This is a genomic window from Galbibacter orientalis DSM 19592 (genome assembly GCF_000260115.1).
In the GTDB taxonomy this organism is placed as follows: Bacteria; Bacteroidota; Bacteroidia; order Flavobacteriales; family Flavobacteriaceae; genus Galbibacter; species Galbibacter orientalis.
Window position 1 is genome coordinate 3,482,886 of sequence record NZ_JH651379.1, and the last position, 20,232, is coordinate 3,503,117.

At 33.6% G+C, this 20,232-nt stretch carries 14 protein-coding genes; 4 read left to right on the forward strand and 10 right to left on the reverse strand.

Annotation, left to right across the window (positions count from 1 at the left end):
• Positions 1-140: 140 nt before the first annotated feature.
• Positions 141-1,421, reverse strand: coding sequence for a serine hydrolase domain-containing protein (locus JOOMADRAFT_RS15275; RefSeq protein ID WP_008614931.1), 1,281 nt, complete (start codon positions 1,419-1,421; stop codon positions 141-143).
• A gap of 460 nt (positions 1,422-1,881) precedes the next feature.
• Between JOOMADRAFT_RS15275 and JOOMADRAFT_RS15280 the strand changes: the two genes are divergently transcribed.
• Positions 1,882-2,721, forward strand: coding sequence for a DUF1853 family protein (locus tag JOOMADRAFT_RS15280; protein ID WP_008614933.1), 840 nt, complete (start codon positions 1,882-1,884; stop codon positions 2,719-2,721).
• A gap of 1,137 nt (positions 2,722-3,858) precedes the next feature.
• Here the strand turns inward: JOOMADRAFT_RS15280 and JOOMADRAFT_RS15285 are convergent.
• Positions 3,859-6,117, reverse strand: a complete 2,259-nt coding sequence (locus tag JOOMADRAFT_RS15285; RefSeq protein ID WP_008614935.1) for a xanthine dehydrogenase family protein molybdopterin-binding subunit — start codon at positions 6,115-6,117, stop codon at positions 3,859-3,861.
• A 222-nt stretch (positions 6,118-6,339) separates the two neighbouring features.
• On the reverse strand, positions 6,340-6,795 hold the full coding sequence (locus JOOMADRAFT_RS15290) for a (2Fe-2S)-binding protein (RefSeq protein WP_008614937.1): 456 nt from the start codon (positions 6,793-6,795) through the stop codon (positions 6,340-6,342).
• A gap of 326 nt (positions 6,796-7,121) precedes the next feature.
• Here JOOMADRAFT_RS15290 and JOOMADRAFT_RS15295 point away from each other — a divergent pair, with 326 nt between their 5' ends.
• Positions 7,122-8,126, forward strand: coding sequence for an NADP-dependent oxidoreductase (locus JOOMADRAFT_RS15295; protein ID WP_008614939.1), 1,005 nt, complete (start codon positions 7,122-7,124; stop codon positions 8,124-8,126).
• A gap of 146 nt (positions 8,127-8,272) precedes the next feature.
• Here the strand turns inward: JOOMADRAFT_RS15295 and JOOMADRAFT_RS15300 are convergent, their stop codons facing one another.
• The 5 genes from JOOMADRAFT_RS15300 to JOOMADRAFT_RS15320 all read right to left on the reverse strand — a co-directional run bounded on the left by JOOMADRAFT_RS15300 (position 8,273) and on the right by JOOMADRAFT_RS15320 (position 14,660).
• On the reverse strand, positions 8,273-9,220 hold the full coding sequence (locus JOOMADRAFT_RS15300) for an EamA family transporter (protein ID WP_008614944.1): 948 nt from the start codon (positions 9,218-9,220) through the stop codon (positions 8,273-8,275).
• Positions 9,221-9,237: 17 nt separating this feature from the next.
• Positions 9,238-10,599 (reverse strand): DEAD/DEAH box helicase, encoded by a 1,362-nt coding sequence (locus JOOMADRAFT_RS15305; protein ID WP_040879776.1) that lies wholly within the window; start codon positions 10,597-10,599, stop codon positions 9,238-9,240.
• A gap of 87 nt (positions 10,600-10,686) precedes the next feature.
• Positions 10,687-11,997: a DEAD/DEAH box helicase gene (locus tag JOOMADRAFT_RS15310; RefSeq protein ID WP_008614955.1), complete on the reverse strand. Its 1,311-nt coding sequence runs from the start codon at positions 11,995-11,997 to the stop codon at positions 10,687-10,689.
• A 117-nt stretch (positions 11,998-12,114) separates the two neighbouring features.
• Positions 12,115-13,458 carry a DEAD/DEAH box helicase gene (locus tag JOOMADRAFT_RS15315; protein WP_008614956.1) on the reverse strand — a complete coding sequence of 448 codons (1,344 nt, stop codon included), beginning with the start codon at positions 13,456-13,458 and terminating at the stop codon, positions 12,115-12,117.
• A 203-nt stretch (positions 13,459-13,661) separates the two neighbouring features.
• Entirely contained in the window at positions 13,662-14,660 is a 999-nt protein-coding gene (locus tag JOOMADRAFT_RS15320) for a metal-dependent hydrolase (RefSeq protein WP_040880142.1), read from the reverse strand.
• A 329-nt stretch (positions 14,661-14,989) separates the two neighbouring features.
• On the opposite strand from JOOMADRAFT_RS15320, the gene JOOMADRAFT_RS15325 reads away from it, so the two are divergent.
• Complete coding sequence (locus JOOMADRAFT_RS15325; RefSeq protein WP_008614958.1) at positions 14,990-15,562, forward strand: pseudouridine synthase; 573 nt, start codon at positions 14,990-14,992, stop codon at positions 15,560-15,562.
• Between the two features lie 525 nt (positions 15,563-16,087).
• Here the strand turns inward: JOOMADRAFT_RS15325 and JOOMADRAFT_RS15330 are convergent.
• Positions 16,088-17,356, reverse strand: coding sequence for an MFS transporter (locus tag JOOMADRAFT_RS15330; protein WP_008614960.1), 1,269 nt, complete (start codon positions 17,354-17,356; stop codon positions 16,088-16,090).
• Positions 17,357-17,826: 470 nt separating this feature from the next.
• On the opposite strand from JOOMADRAFT_RS15330, the gene JOOMADRAFT_RS15335 reads away from it, so the two are divergent.
• Positions 17,827-18,660, forward strand: coding sequence for an OmpA/MotB family protein (locus tag JOOMADRAFT_RS15335; RefSeq protein ID WP_008614961.1), 834 nt, complete (start codon positions 17,827-17,829; stop codon positions 18,658-18,660).
• Positions 18,661-18,950: 290 nt separating this feature from the next.
• On the opposite strand, the gene JOOMADRAFT_RS15340 is transcribed toward JOOMADRAFT_RS15335, so the two are convergent.
• Complete coding sequence (locus tag JOOMADRAFT_RS15340; RefSeq protein ID WP_008614963.1) at positions 18,951-20,228, reverse strand: PQQ-dependent sugar dehydrogenase; 1,278 nt, start codon at positions 20,226-20,228, stop codon at positions 18,951-18,953.
• Positions 20,229-20,232 lie beyond the last annotated feature (4 nt).

A 20,232-nucleotide genomic window follows, 5' to 3' on the forward strand; every position in this document is an offset into this window, starting at 1 on the left:
CACAACGGGTTCTATACGTATGCGTTTACGTTAGGCAACGTAAAAACTTCTATTTTTTACGTAAACAGCTCTATTTTTTACCTAAAACGTATTAAAAAAGAGAATCATCAAGTAGAATTTAACTCTTCTGTGAGGAGAAATTAATCTTCTATAGCTTGATAAATTAAAGCTCTAAGTTTATCGTGGTCGTCCAAACCGTTAGCAGGAATTAATTGTGTAAAATAAACTACTAATAGGTCTTCAGCAGGATCCACCCAATACGTAGAATGGTATGCGCCTCCCCAACCGTACTCTCCTACCGAGCCTAAGGTTCCTCTTTTTCCTAAATCTTCTAAAACAGTAAACCCTAAACCAAATCCTACGGCTCCTGTAGTGGTAAATTTAGCTTCTGATAAATTATTGGTGGTCATTAATTCCACCGATTTTCTAGATAATATACGTTGACCATCTAGCGTTCCTTTATTTAGCATCATCTGTAGAAATCGGGCATAATCGTTTGCAGTACTTACAAGTCCAGCGCCACCAGAAAAACTCGTTTTTGGTCCGCTAACATAATTACCTTGAGAAACCATAGTACCTTCTACAGGAGCTTTTTCAATTCCATCTTCCGTAGCCGAATATACAGTTGCTACGCGCTTACTTTTATCCGCTGGTACATAGAAATAGGTGTCGCCCATCTGTAGCGGGTTAAGAATTTTGGTATGTAAAAAATTATCCAAATTACTTCCAGAAACAATTTCGATTATAGCTCCTAAAATATCTGTATTGTAACCATATACAAATTTTTCTCCAGGTTGTGCTTCAAAAGGTAAACTTGCCATTTTCTTTACGGTTTCTTGGATAGGTTCTTTTCTATCAGCAAAATACCAACCCTGAATTCCTGCTTTCTCCCATTCCTTGGCTGCTACACCTCCACCATAACCAACTCCAGAGGTATGCGTAAGTAAATCGTGAATTGTAATTGGGCGTTTAGCAGCTACTACATCATAACTTCCATCTTCTTTTGCTACCGCTACCGTTGTTTCTTTAAATTCTGGAATATATTTTCCTACAGGATCCGATATTAATAATTTTCCTTCTTCTTGCAACATCATAATTCCTACACTTACTATAGCTTTTGTTTGAGAGGCTATTCTGAACATAGAATTTTTCTGCATCGGGATATTTTGTGTTACATCTTGATACCCATCTGCTTCAAAATAAGCTACTTTACCATGCCTTGCTACTAAAATTACCGATCCTGCTAATTCTTTGTCTTTTGAATATTGCTGAAATGTTTTTGTAAGGTATGTAAGTCTTTCAGTAGAAAAACCTACTTCTTCAGGTTTTACCTGTTTTAAACTTTGTGCTGTGAGTACGTTACTAAAGCTTGTAAATACTACTAAAAAGAATATAAATTGAAGGATCTGTTTTTGGGTCATGATATGTTGATTTTTTAAATATTGAATAAAAGTATAAAATAATTTTATTTCAAGAACATTACTTATGTTTATTGGACATAGAATAGTAGTACATTCTTTATAGTTTCTATAAATTTCAGTCACAAATTCACTAATGTATTTCCCTGTTAATAATGATAATAGTAATAAAAATTAATTAGTGTATTCGTGGCAAAAAAACTTCTTAATACTATTTTTGTGGTTTGAGCCACAAATTCACTAATGTATTTCCCTGTTAATAATGGATAATAGTAATAAAAATTAATTAGTGTATTCGTGACAAAAAACTTCTTAATATTATTTTTGTGGTTTCAGTCACAAATTCACTAATATATTTCCCTGTTAATAATGAATAATAGTAATAAAAATTAATTAGTGTATTCGTGGCAAAAAAAAACTTCTTAATACTTAGTACTATATACTTAATACTATTTTTGTGGTTATGGATACTAAATCTAAAAACATACAACTCCAATACCAAGGCTATTTAAATACGCCTTTGTTATGGGAACAGACTAAATTATATGGTTTGAAACAGCTGTATTTACCAATGGTAGCTACAGCTGTTTTTAATAGAGTAACAGCTAGTAATTTGCGTTTGGGAAAGTTGGTAGAACAATTTGTTAGTACGCAGTTATCTCAATATGAATTTATTAATGTTCTCTTAGAGAATTTTCAAGTTCAAAATGGAAAGCAAACCATAGGAGAGTTTGATTGTATTCTAGAATATGATGAAAAGCCTATTCATTTAGAAATTATATATAAGTTTTATTTATATGATGAAAATGTAGGAACCTCAGAAATAGAACATTGGATTGGTCCAAATAGAAACGACACCCTTTTAAAGAAACTTACCAAACTAAAAGAAAAGCAACTTCCCCTACTCTATAATATACATGCAAAAACAGCTTTAGAAGCTTTAAATTTAAAAGCAGAAACTATAGAGCAACGAGTCCTTTTTAAAGCTCAATTATTTATTCCGTATACTAAGAGGCAAGTTGAGTTTAAAACGTTAAATGAAGCTTGCTTAAGCGGTTTTTATATCAATCATACAGAAATCGATCGGTTTAAAGATTGTAAATTTTATATCCCTTCAAAGAAAAATTGGCTCGTAGAAGTTCATTCTAATGTAGCTTGGCAAACATACTCTCAATTTTCTATAATTATAAGAGAGTTAATAGCTCAAAAAATGGCTCCTTTATGTTGGATTAAATTCCCCAACGGAACCCTCCAAAAGTTTTTTATAGTATGGTGGAGTTACAAGGAAAAAACTGACAACTGAATACTTTCCTTTATATTGAAAAATTGAAAAATTGAAAAATTGAAGGATTGAAGGATTGAAGAAGTCGGAAGTCTGAAGATAGAATGCAGTGTTCAATGTTCAGTAGGCATACATTTTCAATCAAGAGTCAGGAATGTAAAAAAGTTAATGAGTTAAAGGAAACAAGAATAAAAATAAGGAAGAATGATTTTTCTGAAAATAAAAAAAACTGCTTACAGCAAATAGCTTATAGCATAAAGCCTCCTGACTTCGGACTTCTGCCTTCAAACCTTTTTTATCTTCAAATCATCTAATTAACTCATTCACAAATTTAAAACTTTACCCCTCTGAACCTTTGCCTCTTTGTCACTTTGAGTTAAAAAGAAAAAACTGCTTACAGCGTATAGCTTATAGCATAAAGCCTTCCGACTTCGGTCTTCAGTCTTCTGACTTATTTCTTATTCCTACATTTTCAAATCTTCAAATTAGTATAAAGAATATAGAATAAAGAGAAGAGAGTATAGATTTTTCTTGACTCTTGATTCCTGACTCTTGATTGAAAAAGAAAGAAGTTGGAAGTCCGAAGCCCGAAGTAAAAAGTTACGCTGTTATGTAGTTACGATGTTACAAAGAAAAAACTGCTTACAGCAAATAGCTTAAAGCATAAAGCCTCCCGACTTCGGTCTTCAGTCCTCCGACTTATTTCTTATTCCTACATTTTCAAATCTTCAAATTAGTATAAAGAATATAGAATAAAGAGAAGAGAGTATAGATTTTTCTTGACTCTTGATTCCTGACTCTTGATTGAAAAAGAAAGAAGTTGGAAGTCCGAAGCCCGAAGTAAAAAGTTACGCTGTTATGCAGTTACGATGTTACAAAGAAAAAACTGCTTATTGAACATTGAACACTGCTTACAGCAAATAGCATATAGCCTCCCGACTTCGGTCTTCATTTCATTTCCACATTTTCAAATCTTCAAATTAACACATTTACAACTTTGCCCCTTTGAGTTAAAAAAGTTAATAAGTTATTGAGTTATATTGTTGTGATGTTTCAAAAAAATTTTTCTTTGCCTACTGCCTACTGCCTACTGCCTACTGCCTACTGCCTACTGCCTACTGCCTACTGCCTACTGCCTACTGCCTACTGCCTAGATGCCTAACTTACCACTTTCTTTTGTGTTATATAGGGTTGATTGTAATGACGTTGTCCAGTAGCTTTGTATAATGCATTAGCCAACGATCCCATAATTGGAGGGAAAGGAGGTTCTCCTAATCCAGTTGGATGTTCCTTATTTTGTACAAAATGAACTTCTATTTCTTTTGGAGCCTCTTTATGACGAATCATTCTATAACGATCAAAATTTGTCTGTATAGGTTTTCCATCTTTAAAAGTAAGTCCGCTATACATAGCATGCCCTATTCCATCTACAGTTCCACCTTCAACCATATTTGTAGCTGCAATTGGATTTACTACAATCCCACAATCTACAGCACAATACACCTTTTTAACTACAGGAGTTTCCTTTTCCATTACCATTTCTAAAACATTGGCAACATAAGAGTTATGACAAAAATATGCTGAAACCCCTCTATAGGTATTATTGGTACTTTCTGGCGACCAATTAGATTTTTCTCGTACTAATTCCAATACTCCAGCATAACGTTTAGCATCATAATCATTCTTTTCTCCTACCGGATTTGTGGTAGCACGTTCTAAAAGTTCCAATCGGAAATCAAACGGGTCTTTCCCCATTGCTTCGGCAACTTCATCTAAAAACGATTGTTCGGCACCTGCAATAAAGTTTGAGCGTGGCGCTCTAAAAGCTCCTACAGAAATATTAGAAGCTATTTCCCACGATTCTGCCAAGTAATTATCAATTGCTCCAGCAGGGAATCTATTAGCAAAAAGCGGACTCTCAGGGATTCCTCCTGCGCGAACATGAAATCCTATAATATTGTTATTTTCATCTAAAGCAGCTCTATATCTAGCGTGATAAGCTGGACGATAGTTCCCAAAAGTCATATCGTCTTCTCGGGTATATACTAATTTAATAGGAGATTTCATTTTTTGGGAGATGGCCGCAGCTTCCACAACAAAATGCCCATAAAGTCTTCTTCCAAAACCACCTCCTTGGCGTGTCATTTGTAAGTCTATTTTTTCTAATGGGAGTCCTATTCTAGCAGCAACAGATTTTTCCATAAATTCTGGAGTCTGAATAGGTCCGCTTAGTACTGCTTTATCTGCAGTAACATCCGCATAAAAATTCATGGGTTCCATAGTATTATGCGCTAAAAATGGTGCTGTATAACTACGTTCTATTATTTTAGCAGCCTTTTTAAAAGCTTTTTCAGGATCCCCATCTTTCCGTACTTCTTTTGCTAGTTTGGTAGAAAGCTCCTCCATTTTTTCCATATGAGACTCTGTATTCTCTGCTCCTGCAGGTACAGACTTAGAGAAAGTTCCATCTCCAGAAAAGTTGGCAAATACATCTTCATAACCTTCAAAAGGCTCCCAGCTAGTTTTTAATGCTTTTTTGGCATTCATAACTTCCCAAGTAGAATTTCCTACAACCACTACTAATTCAGGAAAAGCATCGGCATCAAACATACTTTTATTAAACCCATCTTCATAAGTTTTAATGCTGAAAACATCTTTTATTCCAGGCATTTTTTTAACTTCTGAAGCGTCAAAAGACTTTAATTTCATTCCAAATGCTGGCGGATGTACTATCATTGCAATTAACATCCCTTCTTTATACTGGTCGATTCCAAATAATGGTTTCCCTGTAACTATCTTTTCGCCATCTACGTTTCTGGTAGCAGTTCCTATAATACTAAATTCATCAAGTTCTTTAAGTGCTACTTCTTTAGGAACTTCCAGAGTAGCAGCTAGAGAGGCTACTTCTCCATAACCAAGAGATTGATCGCTCTTTTTATGATGAATAACTCCATTTTCTGTAGTAATTTCTTCTAAGGGAACTTCCCATTTTTGAGCGGCTGCCTGTTTTAGCATGTGTCTTGCTGTAGCTCCAGCCATTCTTAACCCATCCCATCCTTGGCGGATAGACTGACTCCCCCCTGCTAATTGGTTGGTGTATATTTTAGTGTTTAACGGCGCTTGTTCTACAATTACGTTATTCCAAGCAATGTCTAATTCTTCCGCAACAATCATAGGCATCGATGTTTTTACATTCTGACCTATTTCTGGGTTTGGAGACATAATAGTTGCCATTCCATTATCTCCTATTTTTAGAAATCCGTTAATTTCAAACCATTCTTTTGGTAAGTTAGCAATTTCCTCTGGAGAGGGTTTGCATGAGGCAAGCCAACTAAATCCAATGACCATTCCTCCTCCTGCTAATGCTGAAGTCTTTAAAAAAGACCTTCTTCCGTATGATGTTTTTATAAGTGACACGTGCTGTAGATTTTAAAGTTTAAACCCTCTTGGAGGGCTAACTCCCCGATGCTTACATCGAAATGAGTTAATATTTTTTATTTGAATCCCTCATTGAGGGTTTAATTCCCTAGAGCCTGTCTTGGGTTTACCATAGGGCTCTACGTCTAAATGGATTAAATTATTCTCCTTTGACTACCTCGTAAATTCTACCTGAGGTTGTTGCTTAGTTTTAAAACTAACTTAATTAGAAGCGGCTGTTTTAATTGCTGCTTTAATGCGAGTATAAGTGCCACAACGACAAATATTCCCATTCATAGCTTCGTCAATATCTTCATCTGTAGGATTGGGATTACTATTTAATAAGGAAGCAGCCGACATAATTTGTCCTGCTTGGCAATAACCACATTGCGGAACATCATGTTCAATCCATGCTTTTTGTACAGGGTGATCTCCTTTTTCCGATAAACCTTCTATGGTTGTTATCTTTTGTTCTCCAACTGCAGATACTGGTAATTGACAAGATCTTACTGCCACTCCTTCAATATGTATAGTGCATGCCCCACATTGAGCAATTCCGCAACCAAATTTTGTTCCTACAAATTGAAGATGGTCTCTTAAAACCCATAACATAGGTGTGGTTTCCTCCACATTTATAGTATGAGATTCTCCATTGATGTTAAGTTTGTAATCAGGCATAGGTTCTTTTTTTTGTTTTAGTCTGAATTCTGTAATTATAGCTAAACACAGAATTTGGTTTAAATTAATAAATTTTTAGTAATTATTACTAATGAAAATCAAACATTAACGCTTTCATAAAGCTATAAGGGACATTAATACTGTTATTTGATTAAAAGTGAATTAGTTATAAATAGTTTTATAGCTTATTTATTTAAATTCTAAACACTAAAAAGGAAGTGAATAAAGCTTTTAATTTAACAAAGAAATATACTTTAATATTTTTCAGATTATTGCGAAAAGAGTAAATTATTGCTGTTGTTTTTAAGATGAAAAAAATTAAAATTATGAGTAAAGTAATAGTATTAGATAAGCGCCCAGTAGGAACTCCAACCTTATCAGATTTTAAATTTAAAAATGAAGATATAGTAGATTTAAAGGATGGCGACCTACAAATAAAGTCAGAATATGTATCTGTAGACCCTTACTTAAGAGGAAGAATGAGCGACGCTAAGTCGTATGTCCCTCCTTTTGAATTAGGAAAACCAATTACGTCTGGAATAGTAGCTAAAGTTGTAGCTTCCAAAAATAAAGATTTCCAAGAAGGAGATTATATTTCTGGAATATTAGATTGGAAAGAAGAGCAGATAATTTCTTCAGAAAAGATAAAAGAAATTAGAAAAGTAGATGCTAACCAGGCACCATTATCTGCTTATTTAGGAATACTTGGAATGACAGGACTTACCGCATATTTAGGACTCACAGAAATTGGGAAACCTAAAGAAGGAGAAACCTTGTTGGTTTCTGGAGCTGCTGGTGCTGTAGGAAGTGTTGTAGGGCAGATAGGGAAAATATTAGGACTTCGTGTAGTTGGAATTGCGGGAAGCGATGAAAAGATCAACCTTTTAAAATCGGAGTTTGGTTATGATGAAGGGATTAATTACAACACCATTAAAGATATGAAGGCAGCCATTAAAGAAGCCTGTCCTAATGGTGTAGATATTTATTTTGATAATGTGGGTGGAGAAATATCCGACGCTGTATTATTTAGCATCAATAAATTTGCACGTATGATTATTTGTGGAGCTATTTCTGTTTATAACGAAACTTCTGTTCCGAAAGGTGTTAGTGTTCAGCCATTTTTAATTAAAAATAGTGCCTTAATGCAAGGATTTATTGTATCCAATTACCAAGATAAGTTTCCAGAAGCTGGGCAACAACTAGGACAATGGTTAGCAGAAAACAAACTCACTTATAAAGAAACTATTGTAGATGGATTTGATAATATCCCACAAGCCTTTTTAGATTTATTTGAAGGGAAAAACAAAGGGAAAATGATAGTAAAGATATAATTACTGGTCGCAGATATGATCTAAAACCCTGCTACCATATAAATTTTAGTCACGAATTCACAGATTTACTCAAAAAATAGTTGTGAATTCGTGGCAAACTAAAAATCTTAATACTTTATACTAACTACTTAATACTATTTATAAAATTACATTTCCTCTCTATACTTCTTCCCTATTTTACTAGAGAATCGAGAGAATATAAGAAGTGTTTTTTTAGTATTGATAAAATAAACCCCAGTAAGTAGTATTGCAGCCGCTATTATAGATTGTAGAGTAATATGTTCTTCTAAAAAGAACCATCCTAGAAATAAAGCTATAATTGGATTTACATAGGTTGATGTTGCTACTTTTTCTGGAGAGACTACCCTTAGTAAGTAATTAAAGGAAGTAAAAGCAACGATACTTCCAAGTAAAATTAATGCTAATAACGCCAATTGAGTATCTGTTTGCCAAGTGTTTGGAGCTGTCCACTGCTCTCCTAAAGTCAAACTTAACGTGAGTAGAAAAATCCCACCCATAAACATTTGGTAGGCAGAATTTACAAAAAAGTGCTTAGGTAATTTTGCTTTAGAAACAAAAATACTGGCATAGGCCCAACTAATCATACAAAGAAAGATAACCCCTATTCCTACTAAGCTGTTTTCTTTATTACTAACGGTATTTTGACTTACCAATAAGTAAATCCCTAAGATTCCTAAGCCTACGCCTATAAACGACATGAATTTTATTTTCTTACCCTCTAAAATTCGTAGTAAAAGTAATACAATCAAAGGCTGAGCAGACATTTCTAAGGCAGCAAAACCGCTATCTACATACTTTAAAGCCCATACTACAAAGCCATTTCCAATTGCTAAAAATAAGAAACCAGCAATGGAAGTATTTATAAACTGTTTTTTAGAAACTTTAATATCTAATCCTATGGATTTAGCAATAATAAATGCTATAATTCCTGCTGTTACAAAGCGTAATCCAGCCAACATAAATGGAGGAAGTTCAGTAACTGCAATTTTATTTAAGAAATAAGTAGAACCCCAAATTACATAAATAGCAATAAAGGCAAGTACAATAAGTACTTTATTAGAAGCTGCTTTCATTAATTATTTTTCTTCAATTATTTTTTCTTCTTTTTATTACGCTGATTGTAGTTTTTATCGCCTCTTGTTTTAGGTTTTTTATATTTCTGTTTTATAGTTCTTCTGTAAGAACCTCCTTGATTTGTTTTTTTATTTTTCTCCTTTTTTTCATGAAAACTAGCTCCAGGAGCATCTTCATCCAGACGTTTATGTGGATTATCAGGTTCTATAACTCTGGGTTGCTCTTCTGAAGTTAATTGTTTTGAAACTTCAACTTCCTCAGGGAAATCATGCTGAGGGATTTCCATTTTCATTAATTCCTCAATAGCCTCTTTATTTTCTTTTTCCTTTTCAGTAAAAAATAAAATAGCACTTCCCTTCTCCTCTGCTCTACCGGTTCTACCAATACGATGCATATAATTTTCTGGAAAAGCTGGCGTATCAAAATTAAAAACGTGAGATATTTTATCTAGATCCAAGCCACGAGCCATAACATCTGTAGTAACAAGTATTCTATGAACACCCTCTTCAAACTCCTCAATAGAGCGCAATCTATAATTTTGGGTCTTATTAGAGTGAATTACACAAACATCATCCTTAAAATTCTCGGTAAGTACGGTGTATAATAAGTCAGCACTTTTTTTATTGGAGACAAAAACCAATACTTTTTTGAAAACTTCCTTATCTTTTAAGATATGATGAAGCAAATTAATTTTGGTATAAAAGTTAGGAACACTATAGCAACTTTGGTCAATGTTTTCCAGCGGTGTACCACTAACAGCAACCGATACTTTTTCTGTTCCTCGGAAGAAATCCTGAATTAAAGTTTCTATTTCATCGGTCATAGTAGCCGAAAACATGATGTTTTGACGGCGCTCTGGTAATAATTCAAAAATATTATTTAATTGAAATCTAAAACCTAAATCCAGCATTACATCTACTTCATCAATAACTAGTTTTTTTACGGCTTTTAACTGTACAGCTCTACTAATTACCAAATCGTATAAACGTCCAGGAGTTGCTACAATGATATCGGTTCCTTGCGCTAAAGCTTCTTTTTGACGGTTTATATTTGTCCCTCCATAAACTCCTTCAACCCTAATATTCATGTATTTACTAAACTTAGCAATCTCTTCTACCACTTGTACCACAAGTTCTCTTGTTGGAACCATTACCAATACACGAGGATTTACTTGTTTAGAAAATTTTAATCCCTGAAGGATAGGGAGCATATATGCAAAAGTTTTTCCTGTTCCCGTTTGTGCTATTCCAATAACATCTTTTCCAGACATTACCACTGGAAATGCTTTTTCTTGGATTGGCGTAGGATTTTCAAAGCCTAAATCCTCTATTGCATACTGTAATTGGTTTGATATTTTAAATTCGTCAAAAGATTGCATATCTATACTTTTTTCCTTCCACAAAAGTAGTGGGATTTAATTTTAAAACTTATGGATCCTAAATAATTAAAACTATTATTAACAGAGTTATATAACAGTTACTCGTACCTTTTTCTTTTTCAACCTACTGTTATTCAAGGCTTCTACTAATTTTGTAGCTTCAGAAGCTGGTACGGCTACAAAGGTACAATCTTGCTTTAATTCAATAATACCTAATTGGTCTTTATTTAAATTACCTTGCTTAAAAAATAAGCCAGCTATATCTCCTTTTGAAATTTTATCTTTCCGTCCGCCAGATACAAATAATGTTTGCCAGTAATTAGGCTTGATGGGTGTTTTTTTAGAAATATCCGCATTTGAAGTCTTTTTAATAAAATCGGGGAAATTCTCTTTCTCTTCTTTTAAAACATAGGCTGTTCCTTTAGCATTTACCCGTGCAGTTCTACCATTTCTATGTGTAAACTCATTAGCATTAAAAGGAAGCTGATAATGGATAATATATTTTATCTCTGGAATATCAATCCCACGAGCTGCCAAATCGGTAGCTAATAACACATTAAAAGTTCCATTTCTAAATTTTATAAGGGAACGTTCTCTATCTTTTTGCTCCATTCCTCCATGAAAACAACCATGAGAAATATGATTCCTACTAAGAAAATTACTCACCTCTTGAATACTATCTTTTAAATTGCAAAAGATAATTCCAGGTTCATTTCCTTCGTGTTCTACAACATCTAATAGCGTTTTTAGCCTTTTTCCTGAAGGAGAAATTACAGTTTTTATAGCTAATTTTGAAGCTTCTTTATTTAGATAATTTATAACTGTAGAATTCTGAAACTTAACAAAATTAGGTATTTTAACTCCTTGTGTTGCAGAGGTTAAAATGCGTCTATCTAAATTATTAAGTTCAATTATGATTTCCTTCATTTCTTCTTCAAATCCTACTTCTAACGATTTATCAAATTCGTCTAAAACTAAAGTTTTAATATGTTCAGTAGAAAAGCGTTCTTGTACAAAATGATCGGACATTCTCCCTGGAGTTCCTATTAGAATAGCGGGAGTATGCTTTAATTCAATTTTATCTTTCGACATAGCGCGACCTCCATAAACTGCATTGACTTTGTAGCCAGTTCCCATATTTCTAATAACCTGCTCTATTTGAATAGCCAATTCTCTAGAAGGAACTAAAATAAGAGCTTGGACTTCTTCACAGGTAGGATCTAATCTCTCTAGTATAGGGAGTAAAAAAGCTAATGTTTTTCCTGTTCCTGTAGGAGAAAGAATAATTGTGTTGACTGAATTTTTTATTACTGAAAGAGCTTCTTCTTGCATATCGTTTAACTGATAAATATTCAGTTTCTCAAGAATCTCTTGTTGATCTTTTATAGTATTGGCCATTATTTATAACTTAAGCACTAATTTTTTTACTCGATAATCAAAATTTGAATACTCCAAAGCCTGTTCTGAGTTCACCAAAGGGCTTCTGTCTATTTTATACCTTTAATATCTAGTATACTAGCTTCGAGATGGTTTTCGTTTCTTTTCATTCACCTCTTTAGTAGGTGTAGCTTGTTGGTTTAAGTAATTTGCTAGTAACTTATCTACCAACTCTTCTTTTGTTAAATGATGAAATACGGTATGCACTTTCTCTCTAAATTCAGGAGATATTGTGTGGTTAGGCTTTGTTTTAAATATTTTTTTAGCCCATAAAAGGGTGTTATTCTCTTCAATACTTTTAGCGTCTGCTTTCTCAAACTTTTTAAAAGTAATCCCTAGTTCATTTTCAAATTCACTTAATTCGCTTACTTCCTCTTCTTGTAAAACAGTCAATGCGAGTCCGTTTGCTCCTGCTCTTGCAGTACGACCACTTCTATGTACATACGCTTCAAAAGTATCTGGAAGATGATAATTTATAACATAAGAAATATCTTTTACATCTATTCCACGTGCTGCCAAATCTGTAGCTACTAGAATATTAATATGTCCTTCTCTAAACTGCCCCATAATTCGATCTCTTATAGGCTGAGAAAGGCTCCCATGTAATGCCCCCGAAGAAAATTTATTAATAGCTAAGTTTTTAGCTAGCTTATTTACGGCAGCTTTAGTTTTACAGAAAATTATTCCCTGTTCTCCATTTTTACTGTTTAGAAAATGCATTAAAACTTCTAGCTTTTCAATAGGTTCTACCACTACGTATTTATGATCTATTCCTTGATGTCCGCTAGTTTCCATATCTACCGACACCTGAATTACATGTTTAGACATATAATTTTGAATCAGCTGTTTTATAGTTCCAGGCATTGTTGCTGTAAAAAGCATTGTCCTACGATTTTTAGGAAGCTCAGCTACAATTTCATCTAAACCTTCTTTTAGCGAAGTAACCATTTCGTCGGCTTCATCTAAAACTAAATAAGAAGCTTTTTTAATATCGATTGCTTTTCGCTTAATCAAATCTATCAAACGCCCAGGAGTTGCCACAACAATATGTGTGTCCTTTTTAAGTCGTTCTATTTGTGGTTTTATAGGAATCCCACCACAAATGGATGCAATAGAAACTGTAGGTAAATTAGTAGCAAAAGACTCTAAATTTGTATAAATCTGCTGTCCTAATTCTCTGGTTGGGGCTACAATAACTGCTTGAATATGAGATTTTTCAGTATCAATTAATTGCAGGATAGGTAAACCAAAAGCAGCAGTTTTTCCTGTTCCAGTTTTAGCTACTCCAACAAAATCATCCTTTTTAGTGAGGATTATAGGGATTGCTTTTTCTTGAATTTCTGTGGGAGTGTTTATTTCTAAATCGAATAAACTATGCTGAAGAGGCTCAATAACCCCTAATTTTGAGAACGGTGTGGACATGAATATAATTTCAGCAAAGATATTGTATCTATATTAAAAGAAATCATTTAATTATGGATATCTCACAAAGGCAGCATTTATAGGAAGAAAATTACTACAGCTTTACTCGATAATCGAAATTTGATAGAAAGTAAAAAATAAAGATGATAGTATAGAATTTAAATGATTGTTAGGAAGTATTGGTATTAAAATTGTTCAAAAAATTAATTTCCTTTTATTCTAGTCCAAAGCTCTTTCATTAATTTTTGAGCATCATCTCTTCCCTTTTTGGTTTCTGAGAATTGTAGTAATCCGTTATTATTGATTTGGATTTTATACTGAAAAACAAAATCTTCAGCTTCAGAATCTAAACTCATTAATCCGAAGCGTAAATCGTTGAAAAACAACTCATTTTCTCGGACAGAAATACTATACCATCCTTTAGAAATATGAATCATCCGCTGCATTTTATCATTTTCTTTAATAGCTTCAATAAGCTCATGATTTTTAGGGCGACTCTCAAAAGTAATTGGTTGTGAGTCGAATAAAGAATAAGTACCTAAGAGAAATGAGTCTTTTGTATTTACATTAGCATTCCATAAAACAGTATTCATAGGAGATGGTCTGGTGTCTATTTCGGAATATGCTATATGTTGTTCTTTCAAAGCGTTTTCAAATTTGGTGTAGGTTACCCACTTTAAAATTAAGGTCAGCATTAAATAGCTCGTACTCAATATTAGTCCCATTTTATTATAAAAACTCCGTTTTTTAGAACTTCGTTTCTTACACATTGTAAGTAGTAAAAATACAATAAAAGGAAGCGTATATAGTGGATCGATAACAAAGATAGATTTAAAAGCTACCCTATAATCCAAAGGCCAGAAGAGTTGGGTTCCCCATGTAGTAAAGGCGTCTAAAAGAGGGTGTGTTAAAAATCCCCAGAAAAATAAAAGAGTCCACCCTTTAAAATCTTTATAGGATTGATATTTAGAGACAAGCCATCCAAAAATAGGAGCAAAAATTATAGAAAACAAAATAGAATGTGTAAACCCGCGATGCATTTCTAGCGCAGTAACTGTATCCGTAAAGTTACTTGCCAATACATCTAAATCTGGAATAGTACCAGCAATAGCACCATATAACATAGCCTTATTGCCTATCTTTTTTCCGAGAACAGCTTCTCCAACAGCGGCTCCTAATACTATTTGTGTAAGTGAATCCATATTTTTTACAAACATAGGTTATCTTATAAAATAGTTTTATTATTTCATACAAATAAATTCAATCAGACCAATTAATTTTCAATAATTTATAGAATTAAAAAGTAGCATTTGCACAAAGATATAAGACCGCTTTGCTATAAGAATAAAGAGTAATTACCATAAAATTTTTAGTTTATAGAGAAACCTCTTTAAATTTATTGTAGAGGTTTTCTTATGAAAATTCACAAATTCTTTAATTTATTAAGTGAATCTCTATCTTCGCAAAAGTATTTACATCAAAATGAATTCTTGAGGAATTAAACCCTCTATGAAGGATTAAAGAATTAGGAATGACTACCAAGCATCTACATTTTAAATTATATAAACCTTATGGAATTATTAGTCAAATGGCTAGTAATGATCTCCGTCAGGCTCGAAAAAAACGATTTTTAAAAGAACTTTATAATTTCCCTGATGGGATAATGCCTATTGGGAGACTTGATGAAAAATCTGAAGGACTTTTACTCATGACTACTGATGGGAAATTGAGTGACACTATTAACCGAAGTGGAATAGAAAAAGAATATTATGCTTTGGTTGATGGAGATATAACGGAAGAGGCTATAACACAATTACAAAACGGACTAAAAATAGGTTTGCATGGCGAAAAATATAAAACGCAGCCATGTAGAGCCAAAAAAATAGCTACTCCAAAGCTTCCTGAACGTAAAAAGAAGATTAGAGATGCACGGCACGGTCCCACAAGCTGGGTAAGTATTATCCTAACAGAAGGTAAATTTCATCAAGTTCGTAAAATGACATCTGCAGTAGGCTTTCCTACATTGCGATTAGTTAGAGTTCGTATTGGAGATATTTCTTTAGGTAATATAGAGCCTGGAGAGGTAAGAGAAATAAAAATGTAAACGTTTTAAGTTTCTATTTCTTTTTTTATGCTCTAAAGCTAGTGAAATGGTGACGTTTGATTTAATAAGGGAAATTTCTTTTGCTACTCCTTTTTTACTAGCGTAAATGATGCACTCCCCCGCTAGCGCGAGCGTCACACTCGTGCTCATTAAAACCCGCTGCCGCACGAATCCTTTCGTGCGGTAGTTGTCTTTTATCCATAATGCTTAAATTTTGTAAAAGTTTCTACTTATATTTTATTACCATTATTACTATCCCTGTGGAACGCAATACAATCGCGCACCAGCGGGGGTTTGACCTGGGTACTATTTAACACCTTGTTCCACTCCGCATTTACTATCCCCTTGAGGGGATTATAGGGGTGTTTGTTTCATTGTTTTTACTTCTTACTCATAATTGGCGCAAGCTTAGCTCTTACGCTAACTGGGCTTCCCCGCTGCCGCACGAATCCTTTCGTGTGGTAATATTCTCTTAGCCATAATATTAAAATTTAATTTTTTGGTCAATATTGAATATACCCTTACTTACTCCTCCTTTTCATGCTCTTCAATATCTTTTCTAAGATCTAGTTTTCTAAAAGCAGGAGAAACAATTCCTGTAGTTACAACTGTTATTAATGTCATTGTACCGCCAAAAACTACAGCGGTAACTGTTCCCATTAATCGTGCTGTTAGTCCGCTTTCAAAAGCCCCTAACTCGTTAGACGATCCTACAAACATAGAATTAACCGATGCTACTCTACCACGCATATGGTCTGGAGTACGCAGTTGTAAAATGGTTTGTCTAATAATCATTGAGATCCCATCGAAAACTCCACTTAAGAAAAGTGCTAATACAGATACCCAAAACCATGTTGAGAGTCCGAAAACAATAATACACACACCAAATCCAAAGATAGCTCCAAGAAGTTTCATTCCAGCACTTTTATTAAGCGGGAAATAAGCAGATGTAAACATTGTTATTAATGCTCCTACAGCTGGGGCGGCTCTTAAAACTCCAAAACCTTGAGAACCTACATGTAAAATATCTTGTGCAAAAACAGGTAATAGCGCTACAGCCCCACCAAAAAGTACAGCAATCATATCTAAAGTTATAGCCCCTAGAATTACTTTAGTACTAAATACAAACCGAACTCCTTCTCGCAAGCTTTTAAATACATTTTCTCCTATTTTAGGATTTAAAATTGGCTTTTTAGGGATCTGAAGTAGGTTAACAAATGCTATTAAAGAAAAACCAAAAATTAGACACATAGACCAATGTACGCCAATCCAATTAATACTAAATCCAGCTAATGCTGGCCCTAGAACAGCTCCCATTTGCCAAACAGAACTACTCCATGTTGCTGCATTTGGATATACCTTTTTGGGTACAATTAAAGAAAATAAAGAAAAAATGGTAGGCCCTAAAAAAGCACGTACAAAACCACCTAGAAAAACTAAAAAGTAAATACAATACAAAACAATATCAGTAGGCCATTCTCCAATAATTTTAGGCCACGTTAATAAAAAGAGTCCGAAACTAATTACAGAAAATCCTAAAATACACTTTAACAACAAGCCTCTTTTTTCCTTTTGATCTACTACATGTCCTGCAAAAAGTGCTAAGGAAACCGCAGGAATAACCTCCATTAGTCCGATAATTCCTAAAGATAACGGGTCTTTTGTAATACTATATACCTCCCACTCTATTACTACAAATTGCATTGACCATGCAAAAACCATTGCAAAACGGACAATCAAAAATATGTTGAATTCTTTGTAACGCAGTGCTGCGTAGGGATCATTCTTTGCCAAAATATTGATAATTTGAAGTTGTTCTTTTTCTATTTAATCCCTCATTGAGGGTTTTATTCCTCAGAGCCTGTCCTGAGTTTATCGAAGGGCTCTGCATCGAAATGGATTTAATTTGTATTCCTTTGAATACCTCGTAGGCTTGCCTCGAGGTAGTTGATTTTCAGATAAAAAAATCAAAGGTACTATAATATTGAAATTTATTTGCTGTTTTTTTGTAAGATAAATACTGAAGTTTAACCTCTTGAAAACCACGACTTCATCATTTATATTCTTCGATAAAATGAATGTTTTAAACGATAAAACGTTTCATTTTAACATTTTTAAATAATCTATTTTAGAAAGATCTCCGTAGATATTACAGAATGAATTAAAAAATTGATGCTGAAACATCCTTCAAAAAGTAAATTTCAAGATGTAGTTACTTGGGTGTTTTAACTAAGACTTTTAAAAATAATTAAAACTATTAACAGATGAAAAAAACAGCAATAACATTATTTACAATTGCAATATTAACTTCTTGTGTATCGAAGAAGAAATATGTGGAATTAGAGAATGAAAAAGGAGAACTTCAAAGTCAGCTACAAAAAACACAAGTTGAAAAAGAAGAATTGGAAACAAAATTCTCTGCTATTCAAAATCGTGTTGATGAGTACAATAGTAAAATTAATAGTTTAACAGAAGAGAACGATAGTAAATTGGTTACTGTTGGCGATGTAGCAGTTATTTCTGAAGAAACTAAAAGAGGAATGCGTAAAACACTACAAAATGTAGACCCTTCTCAACTTAGTGAGGCTAAGACTTTAAAAGATTCAATGAATTTAGCTGTCTCTTACAATCTACAAAAATCAATGAATAACAGCAGTTTGAATGAAGATGATGATATTGCTATTGATATTGATGAGACTGTAGTAATGATTTCTATTTCTGATAAATTACTATTCAATACAGCTAGTTACAGAGTAAGTAATAAGGCAAACGATATTTTACAAAAACTTGCAGACGTTATAAACTCTGAGCCAAGTATTGAGGTAATGGTAGAAGGACATACAGATGCCAGAAGTATTCATACAGAGAAAGTGCAAGACAACTGGGATTTAAGTGTTTTAAGAGCTACATCTGTTGTTAGAAAACTTCAAAACGATTACGAAGTAAGTCCAGAAAAATTAATAGCTTCTGGAAGAAGTAGTTTCCAACCGCTAGTAGATAATGAAACTAAAGAAAATAGAGCCAAAAATAGAAGAACTAGAATTGTGATTTTACCAAACATCAACAAATTCTTTGCTTTAATGGCTTCAAATGAATAAACAATAATAGATTAACACACACTTTAAGCTGAAAGGACGTCTTACTTTATTAGTAAGGCGTTTTTTTAGTTACTAATAATCGAGATTTACATGCTTCAGGACTTACCAGAAGGAGTTTAATTTTGACAAAATTATTTGCCTGTTTTTGATCTTGTAAGCTTAATGATAAAAGGTGTAAACCAATCCCATGTACTAATAAATTGATGTATTATTAAGAGTCTGATATAAAAAAATAGCTTCCTAAATTATGAGTATTATAACTTAGGAAGCTACTAAAAGTTTATATTTTATTAATTAGCTGCAGTTACTTTCCAAATAATCCCAGCATCGTCATCGTTAACCAATAAAGAACCTTTTGGGGTTACAGTTACGTCTACCGGACGTCCATAAACCTCTCCAGCTTCATCATTTGCAATAAATCCGGTTAAGAAATCTTGAGGTTGTTGTGGCTTGCCATCACTAAAAGGAACAAATACAACTTTATATCCTGCAAAATTTGCTCTATTCCAAGAACCATGTTGTCCTACAAAAGCTCCATTTTTATAGTTATTAGGAAATTGATCGGCTGTATAAAATGTTAAACCTAATGAAGCAGTATGACTTCCAACAGGAACATCAGGAATAATAGTTTTTTCCACCATATCTTGGTGTGGGTCTTCCTCCCAACGCGGATCGTTAATAGCTCCATAATAACTAAATGGCCAGCCGTAGAAACCACCTTTTTTAACGCTAGTAATGTAATCTGGTACTAAATTATCTCCTAGTCCATCACGCTCATTAACAGCTGTCCATAACTCTCCAGTTACAGGATTTATATCCATTCCTACAGGGTTTCTAATTCCGCTAGCATATATTTCCTCTCCAGAGCCGTCAGGGTTTACTTCCAGGATAGAAGCGCGTCTTTGTTCTTCTTCCATTCCATGTTCTCCTACATTACTTGCAGAACCTACAGAAATATAAATTTTGCTACCATCTTTACTACTAATAATATTTCTAGTCCAATGATTATTGTATCCGCCAGCAGGAAGATCTACAATTTTTTCTCCTTCAGATGTAATTTTATTAGCTCCTTTTTTGTACGGATATCTATACAATCCATCGGTATTTGCTACATAGAAATAATTATTCAAAACCAACATTCCTAAGTTTTGGTGTAACCCTTCAAGATAAATATGCTGCTCGTCTACTTTTTCATCTCCATTAGTATCTCTAAGTAGTGTAATTCTGTTTGCACTGTCTTTACTTGTATTAGCTTCTGCAACAAAAGCATCTCCATTAGGAGCAATATACGTCCAACGAGGATGTTTTAAATCTTCAGCAAAGCGAGTTACCTTAAAACCTGCAGGAGCTGTAGGAGTTTTCTCTTTTGGCCAATCTATTACTGTACTAGGTCTAGAAACAGACCTAGTAAAAAATGGTGCAGGTAATTCAATTTCACCAATGGCTGTTTGAACAGATGGTGTACTATCTTTTATAACTTCATTTGTATCTTCTGAAGTATTTTTACTTTGATTTTTACAACTAGCTATTACCAAGGGAATGGCTAGAAGGTAGATTAATTTTTTCATTTTT